The organism is Mesorhizobium sp. M0306 (assembly GCF_040321655.1).
GTDB lineage: Bacteria > Pseudomonadota > Alphaproteobacteria > Rhizobiales > Rhizobiaceae > Mesorhizobium.
In genome coordinates, this window is record NZ_JAMYRY010000027.1 from 39,054 (window position 1) to 62,721 (window position 23,668).

Genomic DNA, 23,668 nt, shown 5'->3' on the forward strand with positions numbered 1-23,668 from the left:
GATGCATGTCGTTGTCCCAAAACCGCTACACACTTTTGGGCGACATGCATTTGTCAGTGTCCGCGCGTCGCGGCGATCTCGGCGCCGTAGCGCATCTCGAGAAGTGTTTTCAAGACCAGCGTGACGAGCGCCAGGCCGGCAAGCAGCGAAGCGACGGCAAAGGCGGCGGCGGCATTGTACTCGTTATAAAGGATTTCGACATGCAGCGGCATGGTGTTGGTTAGCCCGCGTATGTGGCCCGACACGACCGAGACCGCGCCGAACTCGCCCATGGCACGGGCATTGCACAGCAACACGCCGTAGAGCAATCCCCATTTGACGTTGGGCAACGTCACGTACCAGAACGCCTGCCAGCCGTTGGCCCCGAGCGACAGGGCAGCCTCCTCGTCGCCATTGCCCTGTTCCTGCATCAGCGGGATCAATTCGCGGGCGACGAAGGGGAAGGTGACGAAGACGGTGGCCAGCACGATGCCCGGCACGGCAAACAGGATGACGATGCCATGCGCCTTGAGCCAGGCGCCGAGCAGGCCTTGCGCGCCGAACAGAAGTACATAGACCAGGCCGGAAATGACCGGGGAGACCGAAAACGGCAGGTCGATCAGTGTGGTCAGGAACGCCTTGCCCTTGAACTCGAACTTGGCGATCGCCCAGGCGGCGGAAATACCGAAGACGATGTTGAGCGGCACCGAGATCGCCGCGACCAGAAGCGTCAGGCGGATCGCCGAGCGCGTGTCCGGTTCGCTCAGCGCCTGTGTGTAGGCCTCGATCCCTTTGGCGAAAGCTTCCTTGAAGACGATTATCAGCGGCAGGAGCAGGAAAATGGCGAGGAACGCAAACGTCACCACCATCAGCACGGCTTGCGCCGGCCGGCTCTCGGTCACCGCCGGCGACCGGCTTTCGTGGTGCGGCGCGTAGGATTTGATCTCCGGGTCAGCCATAGCGTTTACGGCTCCAGGTCTGCACCAGGTTGATGACCAGCAGCATGACGAAGGAGAGCGCCAGCATGATCGCCGCTATCGCGGTCGCCGCGGCGTAATTATATTCCTCCAGCCGGATGACGATCAGAAGCGGCGCGATCTCGGATTTGAACGGCAGGTTGCCGGCGATGAAGATGACGGAACCGTACTCGCCGACGCCGCGCGCGAAGGCCAGCGCGAAGCCGGTGACAATGGCTGGCGCGAGGCCCGGAAGCAGAACCCGGGCGTTGATCTGGAAGCGGTTGGCGCCAAGGGTGGCGGCCACTTCCTCGACCTCCTTGTCGATCTCCTCCATGATTGGCTGGACGGTGCGCACGACGAAAGGCAGGCCGATGAAGATCAGCGCGATGACAATGCCGAGCGGCGTGTAGGCGACCTTGATGCCGAGCGGCGCCAATAGGCTGCCGACCCAGCCATTCGGCGCGTAGAGCGCGGTCAGCGCGATGTCGGCGACCGCCGTCGGCAGCGCGAAGGGCAGGTCGACCATGGCATCGACGATGCGGCGGCCGGGAAAGCTGTAGCGCACCAGCACCCAGGCGACGATCGTGCCGAAGACGACGTTGACGGCGGCGGCAATGAAGGAGGTACCGAAGCTGATTTCAAGCGCGTTGATGGTACGGCGATCGGTGACGATCGCCCAGAAATCGGTCCAGCCGAGCGCCGCCGATCGCCAGACCAACCCTGAGAGGGGGATGAGGATGATGGCGTGAGGTAGGCAAGCGAGAAGCCGAGCGTCAATCCGAAACCCGGAATGACGCTCGGCTGTCTGAACCGCCACCCCGCCTTGGCGGGTGTCGTCCTGATCTAGATTTTATCTTACTGCGCTGGCTTGTAGATCTGGTCGAATATACCACCGTCGCCGAAATGGTAAGGCTGCGCCTTCGTCCATCCGCCGAAAATTGGATCGTCGATGCTGATCCGCTTGATTTCCGGCAGTTTGGCGAGATCCTCCGCAGGCACCAGGTCGGGCTTCGCCGGACGGTAGTGGTTCTTGGCGATGATCGTCTGGCCTTCCTTGGAATAGAGATAGCCCAGATAGGCTTCGGCAACTTTGCGTGTGCCCTTGGCATCGACATTGGCGTCGACAACGGCGACCGGCGGTTCGGCGAGGATCGAGGTCGGCGGGATGACGATTTCGAACTGATCGGCGCCGAACTCGTCCAGCGCCAGATAGGCCTCGTTTTCCCAGGCGATCAGCACGTCGCCAAGGCCCTTTTGCGCGAAGGTCACGGTAGAGCCACGCGCGCCGGTGTCAAGCACCGGAACATGGGAATAGAGGTTGCCGACGAATTCCTTGGTCTTGGCTTCATCGCCGCCATCGTTGGTGTTGGCCCAGGCCCAGGCCGCGAGGTAGGCCCACCGGCCACCACCGGAGGTCTTGGGATTGGACGTGATCACCTGGACGCTGTCCTTTGTGAGATCGCCAAAATCGTGAATGCCCTTCGGGTTGCCCTTGCGGACGAGGAGGACGATGGTCGAGGTATAAGGAGCCGAATTGTTCTCGAACTTCGTCCGCCAGTCGGGATTGATCTTCTTCGTTTTCGAGACGATCGCGTCGATGTCGCCTTGCAGCCCCAGCGTCACCACGTCGGCGTCGAGGCCGTCGATCACGGCGCGCGCCTGGGCGCCGGATCCGCCATGCGACTGCTGGACGGTGACGGTCTCGCCCGTCTCGCCCTCCCAGTGAGCGGCGAAGGCCTGGTCGAATTGCTTGTAGAGCTCACGCGTCGGGTCATAGGACACATTGAGAATGGTGGTATCGGCAAACGCGAAACCGAGCGTGCCGAACTGGACAGATGTGGCGACCAGCGCGCCGAGCAGTTTCCTGAAATGAGGTTTGGTCATTTCCGCCTCCGTTGAACTCGCGCCAAATCTACCGATTTGATAGAATTTAGATGCATTCAATGTTGCCTTTTTTGGCCTAGTGAAGCAATTTTTCGCCTATTTTACTCTAAATGAGGAATGTTTTTCCTCACACAGCGTGACTCGGGATCCTGGGCTCCCGGAGGCGATAATTAGAAACCGCCAGCCCTTCGGCAATGGCCGCGCAGGGTCAACGAGGGTTTCATCCCACGGTGGCCGGCGGAGCTACTCGGCGCCGACGGGAAAGTTGAAGCGTTCTCTTGGAAACGGCTCGTTTTCCAGCGTGAAATGCCACCATTCGCGGGCATAATTGTTGAAGCCGCCGGCGCGCATCGCCTCGACAAGTCTTTCGCGGTTTGCCGCTACTTCACTGGCGAGCGGTCGGTGAGCCGTTTCGCTCGCCGGGTCGAAACAGTCGAAACCCGTGCCGAAATCGAGCATATCGGCATCGGTCGCGCCGCAGGCCGGTTTCGGCGCGCTCTTGTGGTCGGCCTGTTTGTGGTCGATCCGCGCGATCGCGACCTCGACTGTCGAGCCGCGCGAATGGGTGGACAGTTCGCCGATATAGCCCTTGGCGATGAGATCCTTGGCGCTTGATGTCACGATGGCTGCCCGTATTGACGTCCGCTGCACTCACCAAGGACGACCCCAATTGGACTGCGCATATTACGCACGCATGGCAACACTGCGCCGCGGTTGCTAGGGGGGTCAAGCAGAGTTGAATGGCGAAAGATTGAGGGTCCAATCGTGATGCGGCGGCGCCCAAATTTGCGACAGCGCGCCAACGGGCAAAGACGACCCCGAGCGGAAGTTCGTTCGTCGAGGGCGAATTCACGCCGATGACCCGAACCCACCCTTCCCCGGGGCGATTTGGCGGCCCGAAAGCTGACCTTTAGCGGAACCGGCGGTCGTGACCCTGAAGCGACATTCGCGCTGAGGTGGACAGCGAGTCTCGTTGACTGGCTGCGGCATCGGCGCATAGTCGTCGACCAGCACGATGCCCCATTTGGGGAACAGTCGTATGAGGGGAGGCAGGCCATGGAAGTCGCCGGTGGCGCTGGTGCCGACGTTCACGTCCCGTATATTCTCGTCCATTCCGATCGCGAGATCAGGCGTCTCAGCCATCAGGCGGACATCATTAACCCGATCACGCGAAGAATCTTGCTCTCTGCGGGCATGAGCCCCGGGATGCGCGTGCTCGACGTGGGCTGTGGCGCGGGTGATGTTACATTCCTGGTTTCCGAGATGGTTGGCAGCGAAGGTCAGGTCATCGGCGCAGATCGGGCTCCAGCGGCCCTGGCGGCGGCGGAGCGGCGTGCGGCGGCGCATCCGATCCAGAATGTCAGCTTCCGTGAAGGCGATCCCGCGGCACTTTCGTTCGACCGACCGTTCGACGCCGTGATCGGCCGCTACATCTTGATGTTTCAAGCCGATCCTGTGGCCATGCTGCGTGGCGTCGCTCGTCATCTCCGGCCTGGAGGGACCATCGTCTTCCATGAGCCGGATTGGGACGGCTGTCGATCCAGCCCGCCGGCGCCGACCTACGACCAATGCTGTCGATGGATCATCGAGACGTTCCGGCGCAGCGGTATCGAGGCCAATATGGGTATCAAGCTCGATGCGGCATTCCGCGCGGCTGGATTGACCGCGCCCTCAATGCGTATGGAGGCGGTTGTTGGGGGAACCAATGGCGGCTTCGACTGGTCACACCAGACCGCCGAACTCATTGTCACGATGCTGCCGGAAATCCAGAGCCGGGGCGTTGCGACGGCCTTTGAGGTCGATATTGAAACTTTGGGACAGCGGATGCAGCGCGAAATCGAGGCGGGTAGCGTCATCGTGAGCCGTTCGGAAGTAGGCGCCTGGTCGCACGCCTAGAGCTAGTCATGACACTGGGCGGCTGCCTCTCACGAAAGACTAAGGCGCATGTCCGCTCTTAGCGCGATCGAGGCGATGCGGACTTCGCCTACTCAGCAGCCGCCAGTGCGGGTCAAACGGCTTGGTTGGGTGGTTCTCTGCCGTCTGTCTCGTCGAGCGGAACGAGCAGGCAGCGCCAATTGCGGACTACGCTGTTATTGAAGGGCGCCGCAACTCGCGGCGTCCCTATTTCCAGTTGGCAGGTGCGGCTGGTGCTGCTTGGCACTACTTGCCAGTTGCGGCGATTGTCACATGCTCCCAATCCTTCCAAGTCTGAAGGCGCTTGGCATAGATGTCCCCAATCATCAGGGTTGGCGCAACTCCGAGAAGTAGCCGCAAGGGTGGCTCCGGTGCGTCAACAAGTTTGAGGATCGCAGGGCCGGTCGCAGCGGGGTTGCCCACGAAATTCGCCGGCATCCGCTCGGCCATAGCCATCATGTCTTGCCGGATGAAATCGTATTGGGGAAGCGGTGCTGCATGGACAGCGGAAGCGCCGGCCCAGTCAGTCTCGTAGCCGCCAGGCTCGACCAAGGTGACCTTGATGCCGAACTTCGAAACCTCCTGCACAAGCGACTCCGTGAGACCTTCGACCGCCCACTTCGATGCGTGGTAGCCGCCTAGATTGGGAAATGCCATTACACCGCCCATACTGGTGACCTGGATAAGGTGGCCGCTGCCCTGCTTGCGGAACTGCGGCAGCACGGCTTGCGTGACGTTCAGGACACCAAAGAAGTTCACTTCCATCTGGTCTCGGACCTGCTTGTCAGACACTTCCTCGACAGCGCCAAACAAGCCGTAGCCGGCGTTGTTGACGACCACGTCGAGTCGTCCGAAAGCATCCAGTGCCTCTACGACCGTGGCGATGGCCCTATTGCGATCGGTCACGTCCAGCTCTAGCGGAAGGATTGCGTCGCCATAATTTTCGACGAGGTCCTGAAGCGCATCAGGCCTGCGGCTGGTGGCAACAACCTTATCGCCGCGCGCGAGCGCTGCCTCCGTCCAAATTCGGCCGAAGCCGCGATTAGCACCGGTGATGAACCAGATTTTCGACATTAAACTACCTCATGATTTGGGTGCCATTGGGCACTTCTCTTGAGGTAGGCAGGCCCCCTGTCGAGTTCATTTGCAGGTTGCGACAGAAAACTGGCCATGGGCGCCAATCTCTAATTTAGGCGAGAGGCCTCGGTGTTCTGCTCGCGCCACCGTGCGGGGGTGACGCCTTCCCATTCGCGGAAGGCGCGATAGAACGAGCTGGTATCCTGATACCCCAGGAGATAGGCAATCTCATCGGTCGCGTTCGCGCCACTGGCCAGCATTTCGCGACCAACCTCCTGGCGCGAAGCCTCCAGTAGCAGCCTGAAGCTCGTCCCAGATTCAGAAATACGGCGCTGCAGCGTGCGTTCGCTCATCCCCAGGACGTTGGCCACGTCCGATAGTTCGGGCTTGCCGCTGGCCAACCGCCGCTTCAGGACAATCTTCACCTGTTCTGGCAACGAGCTTTGCGCATCGATCTCGTCGAGTGAGGCCAACAGTGCCGGTGTCAGGATGGCGAGCAACTCGGGGTTGTGCCCAGCGAATGGTCGGTCCAGATCGTCGGCACGCAGCACCAGCTGGTTCTTGGGCGCCCCGAAGGTAATTGGCGCTCCGAGGTACTCCTTGTGCGCTCGGGTCGTCGGGCCTGCTCGGGTCATGTCCACTCGCAGCGGGACGATGTGACGACCTGTTCCGCGTCGTCCCAGTTCAAGGATTGCTGCAAACGTCACATCGACCGCTACGTCAGGCTCCGGGCCAACGGCGTGGATCCAGGAGAAGCTCACAAAAGCCTCACCATCACGTTCTATAACGTGCAGCTCTTCCGGTGTGCAAAGCCGCTTGAACCTGGCAAGACGGTTGAGGCCGTCGCGGAAATCCTTGGCGAAGAAGGCCGACATGGTCGCGGGGGGATGGACCGTTGTATCTGCCGCCACATTGATATGCAGCCCGATGGCGGGGTCGCCCGACAGCTCCTCCAGTGCTTGCCAGAGGTCGAAGTATTGGGCGGTGTTGACCCAAGCGTCTTCGGAAATGTGGAGCGTCGCAGGCAATCGAGCTTGCCTCAACAATGCCGCCGGTGAGATGCCAGCCCGCTCTACCGCGCGCCAAAAGGCCTGTGGGACTTTGCATTTGTCGATTGGTAGCCGTGTCATGGCAGGCCTTTCACTCGCCCGTAATGGCGGCATATGAGCGCCGCTGTCCTATCGTCGTCTAGCCCGACCCCAGTTCGATCACAGCGTACCCGAATCCGCCACCGATCCAGTGATCCATCTGCTCTACCGGGTCGCCCACTGTGTGATCGGCAGGGTGGACGGTAACGGTTGCTCGCTCAACTGCTTGCCGCTGGCGCGCCGGGCGGCTCGGGTGCCGGTGAGGACGCTGCGCAGCTTGGCGGCCTGCTGGTCGATGGCCTGCGGGCCGTTGCCGGTGAGCAGCCGCACGGACGGCTCGTAGGCCAGTAGCGGGGCGGCGATGTTGAGGGAGGTCGCAAGTTTGAAGCCAGCTTCCTTGACGGCCGTGTCGACAAAGTAGGAGGTTCGGGTCCTCTTGCCGGGGACGCGTGGGTAGAGGAACCGCAGCGCGAACAGCTCGCCGATCGTGGGGACGGTCGAGATGGTGGCGGCGAGGAACGGGTTGTCGCTGACGAGGTAGGGGTGGCCCTGCGCGTCGATGCGCTGCCGAGTGGAGGTCACCGCCACGGGCGCGTGGCAGATCAGCGAGATGATGACGCCGTTCTCCCGGGCTACGTGGAGGGTTTCGCCGAGCCACGGGTTGTCACGGAAGTCGACCATGGGGGCGTGACCGCCGGGGGTGTGGATGAAGTCAAAGTCGGCGAAAGTGAACGGATCGGCCGGGTCGCGGTGACGCAGGACGAGTTCCTGCAGCGAGTGGAAGGTGCCCTCGGGCAGCTTGTCGAGGCGGCGGATCAGTTCGGGGCGGTACTCGGCGAGCTCAGGCTCGCTGTTCGGCAATAGTTCGGAGACCGGGATCCGGCCGATGTGGCGCTCCAGCAACTGGACATCCTGTTCGCGGCGGGCGACCAACTCGGGGTGGCGCTGCCGGAAGCTGTTGACATCGAACGAGCGGCGGCGCTGCTGCATACGGAGGGGGATGGTCTTGGCGCCGGTCTTCTCGATGGATTGCACGGACAGGGCCATACCGTTGATGTCGAGTTGCGGGGCGTTGCCGTCGGGGGTGGCGAAGGTGAACTCGTAGTCGTTCTCGAACTCCTTGAGCACTTGAGCCATCTCGACCAGGAAGAACCCGGTCGAGATCGACTTGATGTCGGCCGGTTCGGCCAGCGGCAGCTGGCGGCCGGACGAGATGAGGATCAGTGCGCGGCGCTTGGTGGTGGGCATGACTTGTTCCTTCTCGATGCTTTCGGCCGGGGTGAGATCGGGCCCCGTGCCATTCATCGGTGGAAGTAAGCAGGCCCACCGTCGCATTCATTTGCAGGATGCGACAGAAGAATTGCGATTGCCGCCAATCTCTAGTGTCCGCGTTGGGTCAGATCGCGTCATGCGACGCTCGCAATTGAACGACCGCCAAAAAGGGTCGAACTCGGTCGTTCAGAGCGATTTGGATGGTTTTGGCGGCGAGAGCAGCCGGCCATGAGGAGATCCCGAACTTTGAACGAAGTTGTCGGCCGGGCGCGCCGGATACGGCCCCTCCTCTCGAACCCGACCTTCGACCCTGAACGGGGATGGTGATACACGCCCGTCCTTCTGGTATAGTGGCACGATCACCCAGCGGAGACGTTGCCATGTCTAAGCACTTCGTTCATGGGGCAGTGGTCGCATTGGGGCTGTTCGTCACCAGCGCAAGCGCCGAAACCCTGAAGCTTCCTGACAATCTGGCCGGCTTTAGTTCTGATATTGGCGAAAACTACTTCGTCGAAAGCGATGCACGGGAGGCCTATTTCCCTCTCGCAAGCAACTTTCTGACGCAGAAGACACAGTCCTATTGCGGTGTCGCCAGCATCGTCATGGTGCTGAACGCGCTCAATGTACCGGCGCCTTCGGTTCCGGAGTACGAGCCATATCGCACTTTCACGCAGGACAATGTCCTCGATGAACGAACGGACGCCATTCTCGCCCGAGATGTTTTGGCGAAGAAAGGTATGACCCTCGATCAGATCGGTGGAATTCTTGCGACGCAGCCGGTCAAGGCAGAAGTCCATCATGCCGCCGACAGCTCAGTCGACGAGTTCCGCAAGCTGGCGAGTTCCCATCTCGGCCAGTCGAACCATTTCGTGATCGTCAACTACCTCCGCAAGGCAATCAGACAGGAGAAGGGCGGCCATATCTCGCCGCTAGCAGCCTATGATGGGAAATCAGACCGCTTCCTCATCCTTGATGTCGCACGGTATAAATACCCTCCAGTGTGGGTGAAGACATCTGAGCTTTTCGATGCCATGAACACCCAGGACTCCGACAACGAGAACAAGACCCGCGGCTTCGTCCTGGTATCGGCGGCTTCTGTTCAATAGTGATCACCGTCTTCAACGCGATCATCCAGTCTGTGAGCGAGGGGTCACGCGCATTGATGCGGGGCCCCACAAACCATCCCGCCCCCGCCCGCCGATGAACCCGGTGGGTGCCGACCCGGCATGCGCTCGCCCCGGCGGCGGTGGTCTCACACGCTGGCGTTCTAGGGTCAAACTCTACCAACTGGCTGCCGCCAATGGCCGAGATGGATGGTTTGTTGCTGTTCGCCTCGTCCACTGGAACGAGTAAGGTGCGCCAGTAGCAGGCAGTCAAACGTGTGTTCTGGAATGACTGCAATTGGCGCCGAACGCGCTGCCCCTTCCACCAACTAACGGCCAAGGCTATTCCCGCCGAACCGAGGGCGTGTCATATAGCGTAGCACGCTCCAGCTCGCTGAGCAGGGCCTCGGCCTCTCTGACGTCGGCGGTTTCGAAACCCTCGGTGAACCAGTCGCGAACGGGTGTCAGAAAACTGTGGGCTTTCTCCCCGGCGCCTCGCTCTGCCCACAGGCGTGCGAGCTGCGTCGCAGCTCGCAACTCCCACCATTTGGCGGCCTGCGCCCCGGCAGTCTCTACCGACTTGTCGAAAGATTCCGCCGCCAAGTCGCCGTCGCGACCAGGCTCGCGCAAAGCAAACTCCCCTTTCAGTCGGTACAGCTCGGCATCAAACCAACGCTCGCCGGTCGAAGTCGCACGCTCGAACGCGTCGTCCAGCACGCGTCGCGCATTTTCAACGTTGCCACTACTAAGGTAAGCCTCAGCCAGAATGGACTCGTAGTACGGCATCATCACCAGGTAACCGGCGTTCACGTCGTGCTCGTAGCAGGATTTGAGGGTCTCGAGGCCTTCGGTTGCATTTCCTTCAGCGATGAGTGCGGCAGCTCGAAAGCCCCGTCCCTTGTTCAACATTGCAGGCATGGCCTTTTCGGACGCGAGAGCAATCAGGCGCTCGCTGTCGCGCCGAAGGGCGAGCCAGTCTTTGCACAAGTGGTAGTAGACGCACGTGTTGGCGAGAGCCAACACGATCGCGAAGGGCTGGCGCGTTTTCTCCGCAGTTTCCAGACCCTGCCGGCACCGCCGGTACCCCTGCTCGGGGTAGCCCAGAATGAGCAGCGTCCGGGCAAGGTAGAGGTTCGGTCCGGCGTCGGCGATGTCGGCACCGAGCAGAGGGTCCAGGTCAGGTGCCCTTGTCGAGACCCGCTGCTCCAGGAAAGAGCGTGCGGTGGCAAAATCGCCCATCCAAAGGGCAACGAATCCGGCTGCGTCCACTCCGATTGGGCCACCCTCGCCGTATGCGCGCGCCGCCGCGCGCATCAGCTCGTTGGCGACTTCGCGCGCGCGATCGAGCTCCGCGCGATTGTAGTAACAGAGAAACTCGCCGTAGCTGGCCCGGAGGTTCTCGCGCTCCGCTCCCGTTTGCCCTGCCAGGAATCGGGCGCGAGCATAAGCGGTGCCCGTTTCGACCGCCGCCGTGCCCCTAGCCGCCCGGAGCGCATCCCCGAGCGCAAGGCGGAGCCCGAGTTCAAATCGGTTGCGCTCCAAGCCTTCCGGCAGCGTTTCGAGAAGCGAGAGACCGTTATCGAGCTGGTCCAGCGCTTCCTTTGTCGCCGAGCGCATGATCGCCGTGCGTGCCGCAGCCTGATAATATGGCACTGCCTTCCCGACGAGCCCGGCCCTGCCGTAGTGGCCGGCGACGAGTTCGGGATGAGCTGTGGCCGTGTCCTTGAATCTGTTGACCAGCGCGTCGGCAATCGCGCCGTGCAGTTCCCGGCGGCGCCTTTTGAGGAGCGATTCGTAGGCGGCGTCCTGAATGAGAGCGTGCTTGAAGATGTGTGCCGGGCTGGCCGCGGTGCCGCCGCTCAAGATTAGCTCGGCTCCGATCAGTTCCGAGAGCGCCGTCTCCAGTTCACCGGCAGGCATGTCGCTCACGCTCGCCAGCAGCGCACGATCGAACTCCCGCCCAATCACGGCACCGACTTGCGCGGCATGCCTTGCGGAGGGCGGCAGGCGGTCGAGCCGAGCCATCAGCGCGTCCTGAAGTGTCACGGGAACCGTGACTGCAGGCAGAGATCCCAAAAGGTCGAAGTGATCTCCTGCGTCGACAAGGACGTTGAGATCGCGCATCGCCTTGGTCAATTCCTCGATGAACAGCGGAATGCCGTCGGTGTGCGCGACGATCTCGTTCAAGACTTCCTGCGGAAGACGCTTGCCCGCAACGGCCTCGGCCACTGCGGCCGCCTCAATCGGATCGAGCCGTTCGAGCACGATCCAGTCAACGTGTGCGCCGCTCCAGGCCGGCTTGAACTCCGGCCGGAAAGTGACGAGCAGCAGCACTGGCAATTGGGCGATCCGATCGTTGATCCGATCGACCAGTTCCAGCGTCGTCGGGTCAAGCCATTGTGCGTCCTCGACGACCACGAGCAGCGGATGCCGCGTCGCGAGCCCCTCAACCCAGTTCAGCAGCGCTGCAAACGTCATGGCCTTCCTCTGCTGAGGGGTCAGATCACGTAACGAATGCTGCTCGCCGGTTCGAACGCCGAGCAGATCGGCGATGACAGGGATGGCGCCGCTGGTATCGGACAAAGCCCTTCCCAGAAGAAGCTCGAGCTTCCTGAGCTGTGTTTCGCCCGGGTCAATGCTTGCAAACTCCGCGGAGCGCCGGATTTCCGAGATGACGGGCCGTAGCGCCGAGTTCGCGTAGTACGGCGAGGCGTCGAAATGGATTTCCTGGAGCCGGTCCCCTCTCAGTCGATCCCCGAGAAAGCGCACCAGTCGCGATTTTCCGATCCCGGGCTCCCCGGTTACGAGGACAAACTGGCCCATCGTTCGCCTGACCCGCCCCCAGCGCTCGAGCAGCAGATCGATCTCGCGGCCTCGGCCGACGAACGGCGTGAGCATCGTGCCGTGAAGTCCCTCGAACCGACTTTCACTGCGCCCGATGCCGTGGACCCGCCAGAGGGCTACCGAGGGGCCGATCCCCTTGATCGGCTGCCTTCCCAGGTCCTCCAGGTCGAAAATCCCTCCGACGAGGTGCCGGGTGGTTTCGGAAATCACAACCTGGTCCGGCCCTGCGGCCTGCTGCAGCCGTGCTGCGAGGTTCGGCGTCTCCCCGACGATCTCGTCCGGGCGCTCTGCCTCCCCTCCCCCTAGGCTTCCGATGACCACCAACCCTGTGGCAATGCCGATGCGTGCACGAAGGTGAGGAACCTCTTGCGTCTTGATTCCACCAGCTGCCGCCACAATGCGAAGGGCAGCCTTGACCGCCCGTTCAGCCGCGTCCTCTTGTGCCTTCGGCCAGCCGAAATATGCAAGAATGCCATCGCCCAAGAACTTGGCGACGTGCCCCCCGAAACGGTCCACTTCTTCGGTTACCGCGCTTCGGTAACTCCGCATCACCGCCCGCAGCTCTTCGGGGTCGAGCTGATGGCTTAGCTCGGTCGACCCGACGAGGTCGACGAACATCACCGTGAGCTGCCGCCGCTCTGCCTCTGTCGGGGCGGATAAAGGCAGCGCCGTCTTCAGCGATGCGGATGCGCCAATGGGCGCCGACCTCGAACCCAGGGCCAGTGAGGCAATCGCATCGAGCAGCTTGCGCCGGTGGCCGACGGAGGTCACGCCGATTCCCGTCAAATCCTCGGCCGTCAGGTGGGCAAGAACCTCTTCACTAATATCGTTGTCGCGGAAGGCCTTCTCGTATTGTCCCAGGCCGATACCGCGAAGCCAGGTGGCGACGTCCACGTCCCCCTCCTGTATGAAAGTACAATCATACACCAAAAGCCCATCATGGTCGCGTGAAAACGGGTCCGAGAAGAGTCGATTCGGCCTCAGCCTGAAGGTCCAATTTAATAGGACCAGACATGTCGGGAAATGGCGGCGCAAGAATGTCCTTCCGGAGCCGGAACTGATGACCCTGAGCAGCCGTTCAGAATGCAAGGTTTGAACGTCGACGAAGGGTCATGGCCGTGAATTGACCCGGAGCAAGCGAGCTTCCGCTTAGGGTCGACTCCGGCCAGTGCGTGAAGGTCGGCTTAGGAGGCGCGACTCGAATGGCGCGAAATGGCGCGTCCCGCTGGTTCGAACATCCGCCCTCGAGAACGCCCTAAATGAGCGTCAATCGACTTGGTTGGGTGTTTTTTTGCCTTCCCTCTCGCCGATTGGAACGAGAAAGGAGCGCCAAATCCTGACGTACAGACGAACGGTCGATAAGGTCGCGATCCTGACCCACATTTCCAGTGCTTCTTCAGGCGGCCTTCAGAAACTGTCTTTCTGACGAGTGCGATTTTGCATCATCGATGAAAGCTGGCAAGAAATGGAGCGCAATCCAAGAACTGGCTCCGGCCGCAAGCGCTAGCGGAGAAGCTATCTCAATCCGGCCCGCCGTGCACCTTCGCGGATGGCGACAAGCGCGGGAGGATTGGTGACCGGATAGGTTCTGATGAACCCCTCGACGGTAAAGCCGGGGAATTCGCTCGCCAATCGGGCGGCGATCTTCGCGGCCTGTGGTACTTCGTCGAGCATCGCATGTCCCATCGACTGGAACAACAGGGTGGCCGGCGAGTCGGGCGGGCTCTGCTGGAACGCCACGACGCTCTCCCGGTAGCGCCCGACCACGAAATTCGTGCGACCAAGCATGCTGAAGTACCAGAGCGAAGCTAGCGGGTTGAGACGTAGAGCCCTCTGGATCAACACGCAGCCCTGCTGCGGATCACCTGTCACCAGTGCTCGGCTTCCGGCAATCATCGCCAGCGTATCGGCATCGTTTGGAGCGGCGGCCAAAGCGCGATCGAGTTCCTCGGCAGCGGCTCCCAAGTCGCCTCGCGCCGCGCGAATGTCGGCCATGCCCTGACGGGCCATGCTGTCTCCCGGATCGAGCAAAAGAGCTTGTTCCATGCACGAGTACCAGCGTTCCAGCGAGACGGATGGATTACTCGCGTACCAGGCTTCGACGGCGTAAGAAAATCCCAACGTCAACCAGGCTCGCGCCAGCCCCGGGTCGAGTTCGACTGCGCGCGACAAGAGACGGATTGCTTCCACGTTCGAGGTGCGGGTGAACACATTGTGCTGTTCGACGCCGAGCAGATAGTAGTCATAGGCACCCAGGCTGGCGGGCGGCTTGCGCCGGATGACATCCCGTCCAAGGTGGGCAAGCTTGCCGCAGCAGCTGACAAGGACATTGACGACGTTCTCGGTGACCATGTCTTGCGTAGCAAACAGATTGTCGGCCGATTGATCGTATCGCGCCGCCCAAAGACCGGCACCACTCCTCACATCGACAAGCTGCACCGAAATGCGGAACTGCTCGCCGGTAGCCTGAAGGCTCCCTTCGAGCAAATAGTCGGCATTCAACTCCCGACCGATGGAGCGCAGATCATCGCGCCTTCCCTTGAACATCAGCATCGTCTGGCGGGCAATCACCGCAAGGGCGGAGTAACGCGCGAGATCGACAATAATATCGGCGGACAAACCGTCGGCCAGCCTTCCCCAACGCTCGTCCGAGCTCAAATTTTCAAAGGGCAGGACGGCGATGACCGGTGGCCCGAAGCCGCCGGGCGACAGACCCTCGAAACGAGCTTGTCCGGACTCTTGCCGGCTCTCACTCGAGAGCAGGCTTGCCAACGCCACTTTGCTGCGAACGCCAAGCTTTCGATAGACCACCGAGAGATGGGTTCGAACGGTGGTCGGCGCGATGAACAGCGTCTCGCCGATCTCACGATAGGTCATGCCTTCGGCGAATTTCGCAGCGACCACCCGCTCCCGGTCCGAAAGCCCGGTCAGAGGATTGCCGACTGCGTCAAGCATTGCGTCATTCCGATCCGCGGCGCGTATGGTCGGGAACGTACCGATTTCGCGACACAGCGAAAATACTACAGATGCGACACCAAAAACACTCCATCTGTACGATCCCGCCAAGTCGTTGCCGCTCCTAGCATCCACGGATCCACAACACGTTGCCCGGTTCACTGTCCAGGCCAGGCAAAATGTCAGGAGGCATCCATGAGAAAGTCATCCGCAGTCGCCGGCATACTGGTGCTGGCTCTTTCGACCGCGCCAAGTCTCTCCGGCGAAACGACGCCAGTGGGAACGCCAATCTCCATAGAAGCGGTAAGGCTTGCCAGCGACCGCGTCTATTCCGATCTCTTGCGCCGTGCCTTTGCGAATGGCTGGCGATACCCACCCGAGCAAATCAAGAGCGGCTTCAAGCGGCATTTCGAGGAAACGAGGCTGCAACTGATCGATCAAGGCTACATCATCGTGCCCGATGTATCGGAAAGTGCTTCGCAGTGACGTTTCTCCGGATCGGGTCTTTGATCACGGCGTGCCTTCATCGGTAATCGCACCCCGCGGCCTTCGTTACTCGTCTTTAGCTGGCGCTGCCGCCAATCCGCCGGACGCGGAGCGAGCGAATGCCACGATTGCCGTCAATCCGTGATGTAGTCGACTATGGCGGCCAGGCGCGCGGCGACGACCGCGCTCATACTGGTCTGTCCCAAAGGGCCGTGCGGTGTGATGGCGAGCAAAACGAGATCGAAGATGTGCCGGCGGATGATCTCACGGGCTTCCACAGAACCGTTGAGTGGATGCTTTTCGAGTGTGCAGAGGTAGCCGCGTAGCAATTGCAGCGCCTCGGATACCCCTGGCGCGCGCTGCATGACCGCACAGTCGAGCCCGGCGGCAAGACACCACTCCATCTGGCAAAACGCCAGGGGCAACGCGAAGTTGCCGACTATCTCATGTCGCACGGCGTCGTCTTGCCAACACCGGCCCCGATCTCAACGAAGTTGGCTTCTGCCGATGTCGAGAAAGGCCGGACCTACTTCACCCGCGCGTGTGACCGTTGCCACAATGCCGAGCCACTGGGAGGGAACAAAACGGACCGAACTTGTGGAGCGTCGTCGGCCGCGATAAGGCATCCATGGCAAAAATGCGTTACTCCGACGCTTTGCTCGGCTGGGAAGGCGTGTGGAGGTAAGAGGACCTGAACAGATATCTCTTCGGGCCCATGCTCACCACGCCGGGCGTTAAGATGGAGATACCTGGTGTCTCGGACGAGACCGAACGGGTCGACCTGATCGCGTACTTGCGCACACTCAGTGACAAGCCGATGCCGCCACCCTGAATCGATGATCTCTTGCACAAGTACTGCTGCGGACCTGCGTCGGCGGTGATGTCACATAGACGGAGATGGGCTGTGGTTGTGACTTTTGGGAATGATTTCAGGCGATCACGCCGGCAGCAGCTTTCCATTGCGCCATGGCATTCAGGCGGTGAAGATGGATCTGAAAGGCGGAGCGTTTTGAATGGGGCGGGACGAAGAGATTGAGGGCTGCAGAAAAGGTCGAGAGGAAACGCTGGAGGCTCCCCGGTGATCGAAAGCCTTGCATCATCCGCTCTCGTTTTCGCAGTGGCACATGCGAATTCTCCGCTCTGTTGTTCAAGCCCTTGTGCGACCGGTGCTCGACGCCCGGCATGACTTGACGCAGCGTGCTCCATAGGAGCCGAGCTTGTCGGTGATCATGCGCTTCGGCACCTGGCCCTGCTTTTCAACAGCCGTGTCAGCAAGTGCTTGGCGGCCTTGGTGTTGCGCCGGGTCTGGACGATCTCGTCGAGCACATAGCCGTCCTGGTTGACGGCCCGCCATAACCAATGCTTCTTGCCGGCGATCGTGATGGCGACTTCGTCGAGGTGCCAGATATCATTTCGACTGGGCTGCTTGCGGCGCAGGAGCCGAGCGTAGTCCAGCCTGAACTTCTTTCCCCACCGACGGATTGTCTAGTAGGAAACGACAATGCCGCGCTCCAGCAGCATTTCTTCGACATGGACGCAGGCTCAGCGGAAATCGAGAATACAGCCACAGCGCGTGGGCGATGATCTCGGGTGGGAACCGATGCCGTTTGTAGCTGATCTGCGAAGTGTTCATCCCCAGCATCTATCGCAGCGATCCCTGACACGCGGTTGCCGTGACAACGCCCCTATGCCTCGCTCGATAGCATATTGCGGGCGGCATAGAGTTCGGCAATGAAGTCGGTGATCAAGGTCGAATTGATGCCGTCCGGCGGGCGCAGGAGTAGCGCGCGGAAATTGACGGCTGGCTCGAATGGCCTGGCCAAAATGCTGCCGATCATGCCGTCCGCAATGACGGAGGGATTGACCAAGCCGATCCCCATGCCCTTGGCTGCGAGGATGGCGATTGTCAGGCCGTAGGGCGTTTCGATCAGGATGCGCGGTCGCACCCCATGCGCGGCCAGGATCTTGTCCATCGCGAGCCGCGCCGTATCTTCCGGCGACAATGCCAGGAAGGCCTCGTCGGCGAGATCGGCCGGTGTGATTATCTGCTTCCGCGCCAGCCGGTGGTTCTTCGGCATCACGCAGACGGCGCGCGGTGTGGTGAAGACGCTGTGCAGCACGCCGCTGGTGTCGACCTCGTCGGCCGCGAGCCCGATATCGAAACTGCCAGAGGCGACCAGGTCGCGCACGATATTGGAGGTGCGGACCTGATAGCTGATTCGCACCTGCGGATGCCGGTGCGAGAACGCTACGATGGCGCGCGGCACCAGCCCATGCCCGAGTGCCGACAGGGAGGCGACGCGGATGGTACCGGTGCCGACCTCCTTGATCTGGGCCGCCCGCAGCTTCAGCCGGTCGAGCCCGACCAGGTTGGCTTTCACCTCGGCATGGAACAACTCCCCTTCGCGTGTCGGCACCAGCCTGCCACGAATGCGGTCGAAAAGCCTGAAGCCGAGCTCGGCCTCTAGCTTGGCTAGCGAACGGCTGATGGCCGGCTGCGAGGTGTCGAGCAGCGCGGCCGCCGCGCCGGCGCCGCGCGTGATCATGATCGCGTTGAAGACATCGACGTCGCGCAGGTTCATAGTGCAGCCATATCAAAAGCGAATTAACTTTATCGCTGCGGTCATAGATGGCAATGGATGAGCCCGCTAAGTTTCGCCCATGAACCGACGCGACGACACTTCACATGTCCATCCTCCCAAGCGCTCCGAGGAACCGTTCCAGGCGGTGGCGATGCCGGTCGAGCGAGCCTCGACCGTTGTCTTTGACGATCTGGAGTCGTTCGAGCGTCGCGTCGAGCGCCTGTACGACGGGTTCAGCTACGGACTTTACGGCACACCGACCAGCCGGCAGCTCGAAGATCACATCGCCGTGCTGGAAGGCGGATTGCGGGCTCTCGTCGTCCCGTCGGGCATGGCTGCCATGACGCTGGCGACCATGGCTGTCTGCCGTGGCGGCGAAAGGGTTCTGATCCCGGAGACGCTCTATGGCCCGGCGCGCGACATGGCCGAGCGTTTTCTTGGCCCCCTCGGGATCGAGGCGGTTTCCTACAATGCAAGGCTGGACGCAAGCATCGCGGCGATGATCGACGGCAGAACGCGGCTGGTTTGGGTAGAATCGCCTGGCTCGGCCACCTTCGAAGTCCAGGATGTGCCCGCCATCACAGCCGCGGCCCACAAGGCCGGCGCGCTCGTCGCGGCCGACAACACCTGGGCATCGCATCTGCTGTTCAAGCCGCTCGCCCATGGCGTCGACATCTCCATGCAGGCGCTTTCCAAGCACGCCGGCGGCCATGGCGATCTCCTGATGGGTTCAGTCTCAGTGCGCGACGAGGCGCTGTTCCGACGCCTGAAGGACACGGCGCGCTTCCTCGGCTACGGGGTCTCGCCGGAGGATTGCGCGCTGTGCGAGCGTGGCCTGATGACCATGCCGGTGCGCATGCGTCATGCCGACGCCACCGCGCGGAAGATCCTCGCCTGGCTATCGGAACGCCAGGAAGTCGCGCAGATCTTGCATCCCGCGGAGTCTGGCCATCCCGGCCACGCGGTCTGGAAGCGTGACTTCGCCGGATCGGCGGGCGTGTTCTCCTTCGTGCTGCGGCCGGAACTGGCGCCACTGCAATCCGATGTCCTGCGCAGGCTGCGGCTGTTCAGGCTCGGCGCAAGCTGGGGCGGCGTGCATTCGCTGATTGCCGTCAGCGATCCGCGCAAAGGGCGCGCCAGCCTCGATTGGCTGAAGCCCGGCCCGGTCTGGCGCCTGTCGATCGGCCTTGAGGCGCTCGAAGATCTTCTGGCCGACCTTTCCCAGGCCTTCGAACTCTTTGCTGAAGCCCGGCGCAACGGAACCGCAGCAGCCGACACCAAGGCCGCCGAATGATTAGAACCTCAACGAGAAGGGGAATGACTATGAAACATCAAGTTCTGAAATGGCTCACGGGTCTGGCGATAGGATTGGCCAGCCTGACTTCGGGCGCCGTGGACGCCAGCGCGCAGGCGGTTATCAACAAGATCAAGGAACGCGGCTATGTCAGCTGCGGCGCCAGCCAGGGCGTGCCCGGTCTCTCCCGGCCCGACGAGAAGGGGTATTATCGCGGCTTCGATTCCGATATCTGCCGCACTTTCGCGGTCGCCATCCTCGGAGACAAGGAGAAGATCCGTTACGTGCCGCTTAACGCAGGCCAGCGTTTTCCTGCGCTGCAGACCGGAGAGATCGACGTTCTGTCGCGCACATCCACCATCACCTACAGTCGCGATACGGTTGTCCGATTCGTCTGGATCAATCTCTACGACACGGACGGCATGCTCGTGCGCAAGGCCGACAATATTACCGAGCCCAAACTGCTGGACGGAAAGACCGTCTGCCTGCAAGGCGGTGGCAGCCTGACCGAGAAAGCGATCGAGGAAACCGAGGAAGAGTTCGGGATCGCGATGGAGAAAGTCTATTACGACTCGACCATTCAGGCGCGCGACGCCTTCTTCGGCGGCCGCTGCGATTCATACGTCACCGACGGCACTGCGGCAGCCGGACAGCGTGCTTCGGTGGCCAAGAACCCCGACGACTACGACATCATCAAGGTCGGCAAAGCCGCCGAACCCAATGGCGTCGCGGTCGCCCGCGGCGACGATCAACTCTTCGACGTCGTGCGCTGGACATTGAATGCGCTGTTCTGGGCCGAGGCCAACGGCATCACCTCGCAGAACATCGATGAAAAGCTTGTGTCGGGCAGTCCGGAAGTCAAACGGGTGCTCGGTGAGGAACCCGGCTTCGGCAAGCCGCTCGGATTGGACGACAAGTGGGCCTACAACGTCATCAAGCAAATGGGCAACTACGCCGAGATCTGGGACCGCAATCTCGGCAAGGACAGCCCGCTAAAGGTCGAACGCGGTCTGAACGCGTTGTGGAAGGACGGGGGCCTCAACTATCCTTTCCCCTGGGATTGAGCCGCATGATGGAGGGGAACGGGCCCGGCGCTCCCCTTCCCTGCCAACGCCGCGAACCCTCGAGGTCAACATGCTGAGCGATGCCAAGACCAGATCGATCATCATCCAGTGTGCCTTGGCGGCCGCGGTTGCCGCTTTCGCTGCCCTGCTCGTCAGCACGACCTTCGCCAATCTGAGGGCCCGCGGCATCCCGATCGGCTTCGATTTCCTGACGATGCCGTCAAGGATCGTCATCTCCGAAGCAATCCTCACTTACAAGTCGCGGGACCCCTATTACTGGGCGATCGCGACTGGGCTCGCCAATACGGTCTTCATCTCCGCGGTCGTCATCGTCTTTTCATCCGCGCTCGGCCTCGTCGTCGGCATCACCCGGCTGAGCAGCAATCCCCTGGCGGCGGGCACCTGCCGCGTATGGGTGGAGGTTGCACGCAATTCACCGCCGATCGTGCTTCTGATCTTTCTCTATTCGCTGTGGTGGAAGGTGCTGCCGCCGGTCGGCGAAGCGCTCAATCCGCTGCCAGGCGTTTACGCCTCAATGCGCGGCTTTGTGGTGCCGGCCGTCAGCATGGACGTCGCCACCCCGGGATTGCTAGTCATTGCTCTCGCCCTGGCACTGGCGGCTGCCGGCTGGGCGGCGGCGCGACGAGGATGGTTGCCGCCGCTGGCCACGCCGGCGATCCTCACGGTGGGCGTTGCCGGACTATGGCTTGCCGACGCGAAATTCTCCGTCGACTGGCCGACCTTCACTGGGTCGAACTTCAAAGGCGGCAAGGACCTGACGCCCGAGCTCAGCACCATCCTCATCGGGCTGACCATCTACACCACCGGCTTCGTCGCCGAGATCGTGCGTGGCGGCGTGCTTTCGGTCGGCCGCGGTCAGTGGGATGCAGGTCATTCGCTCGGCCTGCCACGCGGCAAAATATTGCGTCTGATCATCATCCCGCAGATGCTGCGGGTGATCGTCCCGCCGCTCAACAGCCAATACATCAACGTCGTCAAGAATTCGACATTGGCGATCGCGGTCGGCTATCCGGACTTCCTTGCGGTGATGAACACCATCATCAGCAAGTCCAGCCATTCGATCGAGGGCGTCTTCATCATCCTCGGCGTCTATCTCGCCCTCAACCTGAGCCTCTCGAGCGCGGCCAATTGGTACAACCGTCGCATCGCCATCGTGGAGCGCTGAACTATGAAGGCCGTGTCTCTTCCCCTTCCGGCCGAGCCAATGCCAGGACAGATCCGCTTCGGCGCTTTGCGGCGGTCAGCCATGCTCCTGTTCGGCACGCCACTCAATGCCGTCCTGACGCTGTTGTTCGGCGTTCTGCTCGTCGCCACGGTACCGCCGATGCTGCGCTGGCTGGTAATCGACGCCGTGCTGTTCGATCCCAATCCAAGCGCCTGCCGGGTGGCCACCGGAGCCTGCTGGAGCTTCATCTACGCCAAGTCCGGGCAGTTGCTGTTCGGCATCTATCCGCTCGACGAACGCTGGCGCCCCGCCATCGTCTGCCTGCTCATCCTGGCGCTGCTCGGCTGGTCGGTGCGGCCCGCCAGCTGGGCCCCGCGGCTGCTGGCGCTCTGGGTCGCAGCACTGGTGCTGATCTTCTGGCTGATGGGCGGCGGCCTCGGCCTGACCGAGGTTCCGACCTCGTCCTGGGGCGGCCTGCCGGTGACGCTCATCCTCACCGTCGTCGCCATCGGCGTCGGCTTCCCTGTCGGCATTCTCTTGGCGCTGGCCAGGCGCTCGACCATGCCCGCGATACGCATCGGCGCCGTGGTCCTGATAGAATCGGTGCGCGGACTGCCGCTCTTGTCCATCCTGTTCGTGGCATCGATCATGATGCCGCTGTTCCTGCCCGAAGCCTTGTTGCCCGACAAATTCGTGCGTGCGCTGGTCGCCCTCACCATCTTCGCGGCGGCCTATCTCGCCGAGGTGATCCGCGGCGGCCTGCAGGCCATCCCGAATGGCCAACACGAGGCCGCGGCGGCGCTCGGCCTGCCCTTCTGGCGCACGCAATATCTGGTGATCCTGCCGCAGGCGATCCGGGTGGCGATCCCGGCGCTGGCCAACACCATCATCGTCATGATCAAGAACACCAGCCTGGTCCTGGTCGTCGGCCTGTTCGACCTGATCAGCTCCGGTAAAGCGGCGCTGGCAGACCCGGACTGGCCGTCGCCGGCGGCCGAGACGTTCCTGTTTATCGGGGCGCTCTTCTTCGCGCTCTCCTTCTCATTCGCCCGCTTCGCCGACTTCCTGGAGCGGCGCGGCCCGACCGCTCAGTAGGAAATGCCTTGATGTTATCGTCCGCCCCAACGCGCGTTCCGTCCATGCCCGATCGCAGCGCTCCGCCCGCTATCCAAATGACCGGCATGAATAAGTGGTACGGAAACTTCCATGTGCTGAAGAATATCAACCTGACCGTCCATCGCGGCGAGAAGCTGGTGATCTGCGGTCCGTCCGGCTCGGGCAAGTCGACGATGATCCGCTGCATCAACCGGCTGGAGGAGCATCAGCAGGGACAGATCGTCGTCGAAGGTGTCGAACTCAGCAACGATTTGAAGAAGATCGACGTAATCCGCAGTGACATCGGCATGGTGTTCCAGCACTTCAACCTGTTCCCGCATTTGACCATTCTGGAAAACCTGACACTGGCGCCGATCTGGGTGCGCAGGATGCGGCGCGGGCAAGCCGAGCAGACCGCCATGCACTATCTGGAGCGGGTGAAGATCCCGGACCAGGCGCATAAATATCCCGGCCAGTTGTCCGGCGGCCAGCAGCAGCGCGTCGCTGTCGCCCGTGCGCTCTGCATGAGCCCGAAGATCATGCTCTTCGACGAACCGACCTCCGCCCTCGATCCTGAAATGGTCAAGGAAGTGCTCGACACCATGGTCGCGCTGGCCGACGATGGCATGACGATGCTGTGCGTCACCCATGAGATGGGATTTGCCCGCCAGGTCGCCGACCGCGTCGTCTTCATGGACCAGGGCGAGATCGTCGAGATGAACACGCCCTCCGAATTCTTCTCACATCCGCGTCACCAGCGCAGCAAACTGTTTCTTGCCCAGATCCTGAACTAGCGAACCTCTCCCGCCAGCCCATGCGCCGGCCGGATGGGCAGACGCAAATCAGAAATCCATCCGGGCGCTGGTCAGCGCGCAGCGACCTGCCA

General features: G+C 61.9%; 19 protein-coding genes and 2 pseudogenes. 9 read left to right on the forward strand and 12 right to left on the reverse strand.

Annotated features, from left to right (window positions below; translation table 11 throughout):
- Positions 1-53 precede the first annotated feature (53 nt).
- The 4 genes and pseudogenes from cysW to NKI95_RS26935 all read right to left on the reverse strand — a co-directional run bounded on the left by cysW (position 54) and on the right by NKI95_RS26935 (position 3,443).
- Positions 54-938, reverse strand: a complete 885-nt coding sequence (gene cysW, locus NKI95_RS26920; RefSeq protein WP_352720497.1) for a sulfate ABC transporter permease subunit CysW — start codon at positions 936-938, stop codon at positions 54-56.
- A pseudogene (gene cysT, locus NKI95_RS26925) lies at positions 931-1,781 on the reverse strand (sulfate ABC transporter permease subunit CysT). The gene cysW and the pseudogene cysT overlap by 8 nt, the downstream one beginning before the upstream one ends.
- A 12-nt stretch (positions 1,782-1,793) precedes the next feature.
- Positions 1,794-2,822, reverse strand: coding sequence for a sulfate ABC transporter substrate-binding protein (locus tag NKI95_RS26930; RefSeq protein ID WP_023722473.1), 1,029 nt, complete (start codon positions 2,820-2,822; stop codon positions 1,794-1,796).
- Between the two features lie 243 nt (positions 2,823-3,065).
- Complete coding sequence (locus NKI95_RS26935; RefSeq protein ID WP_352720499.1) at positions 3,066-3,443, reverse strand: M15 family metallopeptidase; 378 nt, start codon at positions 3,441-3,443, stop codon at positions 3,066-3,068.
- A 435-nt stretch (positions 3,444-3,878) separates the two neighbouring features.
- On the opposite strand from NKI95_RS26935, the gene NKI95_RS26940 reads away from it, so the two are divergent.
- Positions 3,879-4,718 (forward strand): class I SAM-dependent methyltransferase, encoded by an 840-nt coding sequence (locus NKI95_RS26940; protein ID WP_352720501.1) that lies wholly within the window; start codon positions 3,879-3,881, stop codon positions 4,716-4,718.
- Between the two features lie 264 nt (positions 4,719-4,982).
- On the opposite strand, the gene NKI95_RS26945 is transcribed toward NKI95_RS26940, so the two are convergent.
- The 3 genes from NKI95_RS26945 to NKI95_RS26955 form a co-directional block, all read right to left on the reverse strand.
- The gene (locus NKI95_RS26945) at positions 4,983-5,810 is read right to left on the reverse strand and encodes an SDR family NAD(P)-dependent oxidoreductase (protein WP_352720503.1); all 828 of its coding nucleotides are present in this window, start codon (positions 5,808-5,810) and stop codon (positions 4,983-4,985) included.
- A gap of 110 nt (positions 5,811-5,920) precedes the next feature.
- On the reverse strand, positions 5,921-6,943 hold the full coding sequence (locus tag NKI95_RS26950; protein WP_352720505.1) for an AraC family transcriptional regulator: 1,023 nt from the start codon (positions 6,941-6,943) through the stop codon (positions 5,921-5,923).
- 123 nt (positions 6,944-7,066) lie between these two features.
- Positions 7,067-8,149, reverse strand: coding sequence for a type 1 glutamine amidotransferase family protein (locus NKI95_RS26955; RefSeq protein WP_352720507.1), 1,083 nt, complete (start codon positions 8,147-8,149; stop codon positions 7,067-7,069).
- Between the two features lie 404 nt (positions 8,150-8,553).
- Between NKI95_RS26955 and NKI95_RS26960 the strand changes: the two genes are divergently transcribed.
- A complete protein-coding gene (locus NKI95_RS26960) occupies positions 8,554-9,279 on the forward strand; it encodes a phytochelatin synthase family protein (protein WP_352720509.1) in 726 nt (241 codons plus the stop codon).
- 339 nt (positions 9,280-9,618) lie between these two features.
- On the opposite strand, the gene NKI95_RS26965 is transcribed toward NKI95_RS26960, so the two are convergent.
- Positions 9,619-13,014 carry an AAA family ATPase gene (locus NKI95_RS26965; RefSeq protein WP_352720511.1) on the reverse strand — a complete coding sequence of 1,132 codons (3,396 nt, stop codon included), beginning with the start codon at positions 13,012-13,014 and terminating at the stop codon, positions 9,619-9,621.
- A gap of 621 nt (positions 13,015-13,635) precedes the next feature.
- Positions 13,636-15,237, reverse strand: coding sequence for a LuxR C-terminal-related transcriptional regulator (locus NKI95_RS26970; RefSeq protein WP_352720513.1), 1,602 nt, complete (start codon positions 15,235-15,237; stop codon positions 13,636-13,638).
- A gap of 33 nt (positions 15,238-15,270) precedes the next feature.
- Here NKI95_RS26970 and NKI95_RS26975 point away from each other — a divergent pair, with 33 nt between their 5' ends.
- Positions 15,271-15,561 carry a hypothetical protein gene (locus NKI95_RS26975; protein ID WP_352720515.1) on the forward strand — a complete coding sequence of 97 codons (291 nt, stop codon included), beginning with the start codon at positions 15,271-15,273 and terminating at the stop codon, positions 15,559-15,561.
- Positions 15,562-15,695: 134 nt separating this feature from the next.
- Here NKI95_RS26975 and NKI95_RS26980 read toward each other — a convergent pair whose 3' ends face one another.
- Positions 15,696-16,016 carry a hypothetical protein gene (locus NKI95_RS26980; RefSeq protein ID WP_352720575.1) on the reverse strand — a complete coding sequence of 107 codons (321 nt, stop codon included), beginning with the start codon at positions 16,014-16,016 and terminating at the stop codon, positions 15,696-15,698.
- Between NKI95_RS26980 and NKI95_RS26985 the strand changes: the two genes are divergently transcribed.
- A complete protein-coding gene (locus NKI95_RS26985) occupies positions 15,966-16,256 on the forward strand; it encodes a hypothetical protein (RefSeq protein ID WP_352720567.1) in 291 nt (96 codons plus the stop codon). The genes NKI95_RS26980 and NKI95_RS26985 overlap by 51 nt on opposite strands.
- A gap of 234 nt (positions 16,257-16,490) precedes the next feature.
- Here NKI95_RS26985 and NKI95_RS26990 read toward each other — a convergent pair.
- Together NKI95_RS26990 and NKI95_RS26995 are read right to left on the reverse strand one after the other, a co-directional pair.
- Positions 16,491-17,194 (reverse strand): annotated as a pseudogene (locus tag NKI95_RS26990) (IS6 family transposase).
- A gap of 52 nt (positions 17,195-17,246) precedes the next feature.
- Positions 17,247-18,143 carry a LysR family transcriptional regulator gene (locus tag NKI95_RS26995; protein WP_352720517.1) on the reverse strand — a complete coding sequence of 299 codons (897 nt, stop codon included), beginning with the start codon at positions 18,141-18,143 and terminating at the stop codon, positions 17,247-17,249.
- A gap of 79 nt (positions 18,144-18,222) precedes the next feature.
- Between NKI95_RS26995 and NKI95_RS27000 the strand changes: the two genes are divergently transcribed.
- The 5 genes from NKI95_RS27000 to NKI95_RS27020 all read left to right on the forward strand — a co-directional run bounded on the left by NKI95_RS27000 (position 18,223) and on the right by NKI95_RS27020 (position 23,576).
- Positions 18,223-19,437, forward strand: a complete 1,215-nt coding sequence (locus NKI95_RS27000; RefSeq protein WP_352720519.1) for a trans-sulfuration enzyme family protein — start codon at positions 18,223-18,225, stop codon at positions 19,435-19,437.
- Between the two features lie 29 nt (positions 19,438-19,466).
- Entirely contained in the window at positions 19,467-20,501 is a 1,035-nt protein-coding gene (locus NKI95_RS27005; protein WP_023680948.1) for a transporter substrate-binding domain-containing protein, read from the forward strand.
- Positions 20,502-20,571: 70 nt separating this feature from the next.
- Positions 20,572-21,687: an ABC transporter permease subunit gene (locus tag NKI95_RS27010; protein WP_352720521.1), complete on the forward strand. Its 1,116-nt coding sequence runs from the start codon at positions 20,572-20,574 to the stop codon at positions 21,685-21,687.
- Between the two features lie 39 nt (positions 21,688-21,726).
- Positions 21,727-22,782, forward strand: a complete 1,056-nt coding sequence (locus NKI95_RS27015) for an amino acid ABC transporter permease (protein WP_352720523.1) — start codon at positions 21,727-21,729, stop codon at positions 22,780-22,782.
- Positions 22,783-22,826: 44 nt separating this feature from the next.
- Positions 22,827-23,576 (forward strand): amino acid ABC transporter ATP-binding protein, encoded by a 750-nt coding sequence (locus NKI95_RS27020; protein WP_352720569.1) that lies wholly within the window; start codon positions 22,827-22,829, stop codon positions 23,574-23,576.
- Positions 23,577-23,668 lie beyond the last annotated feature (92 nt).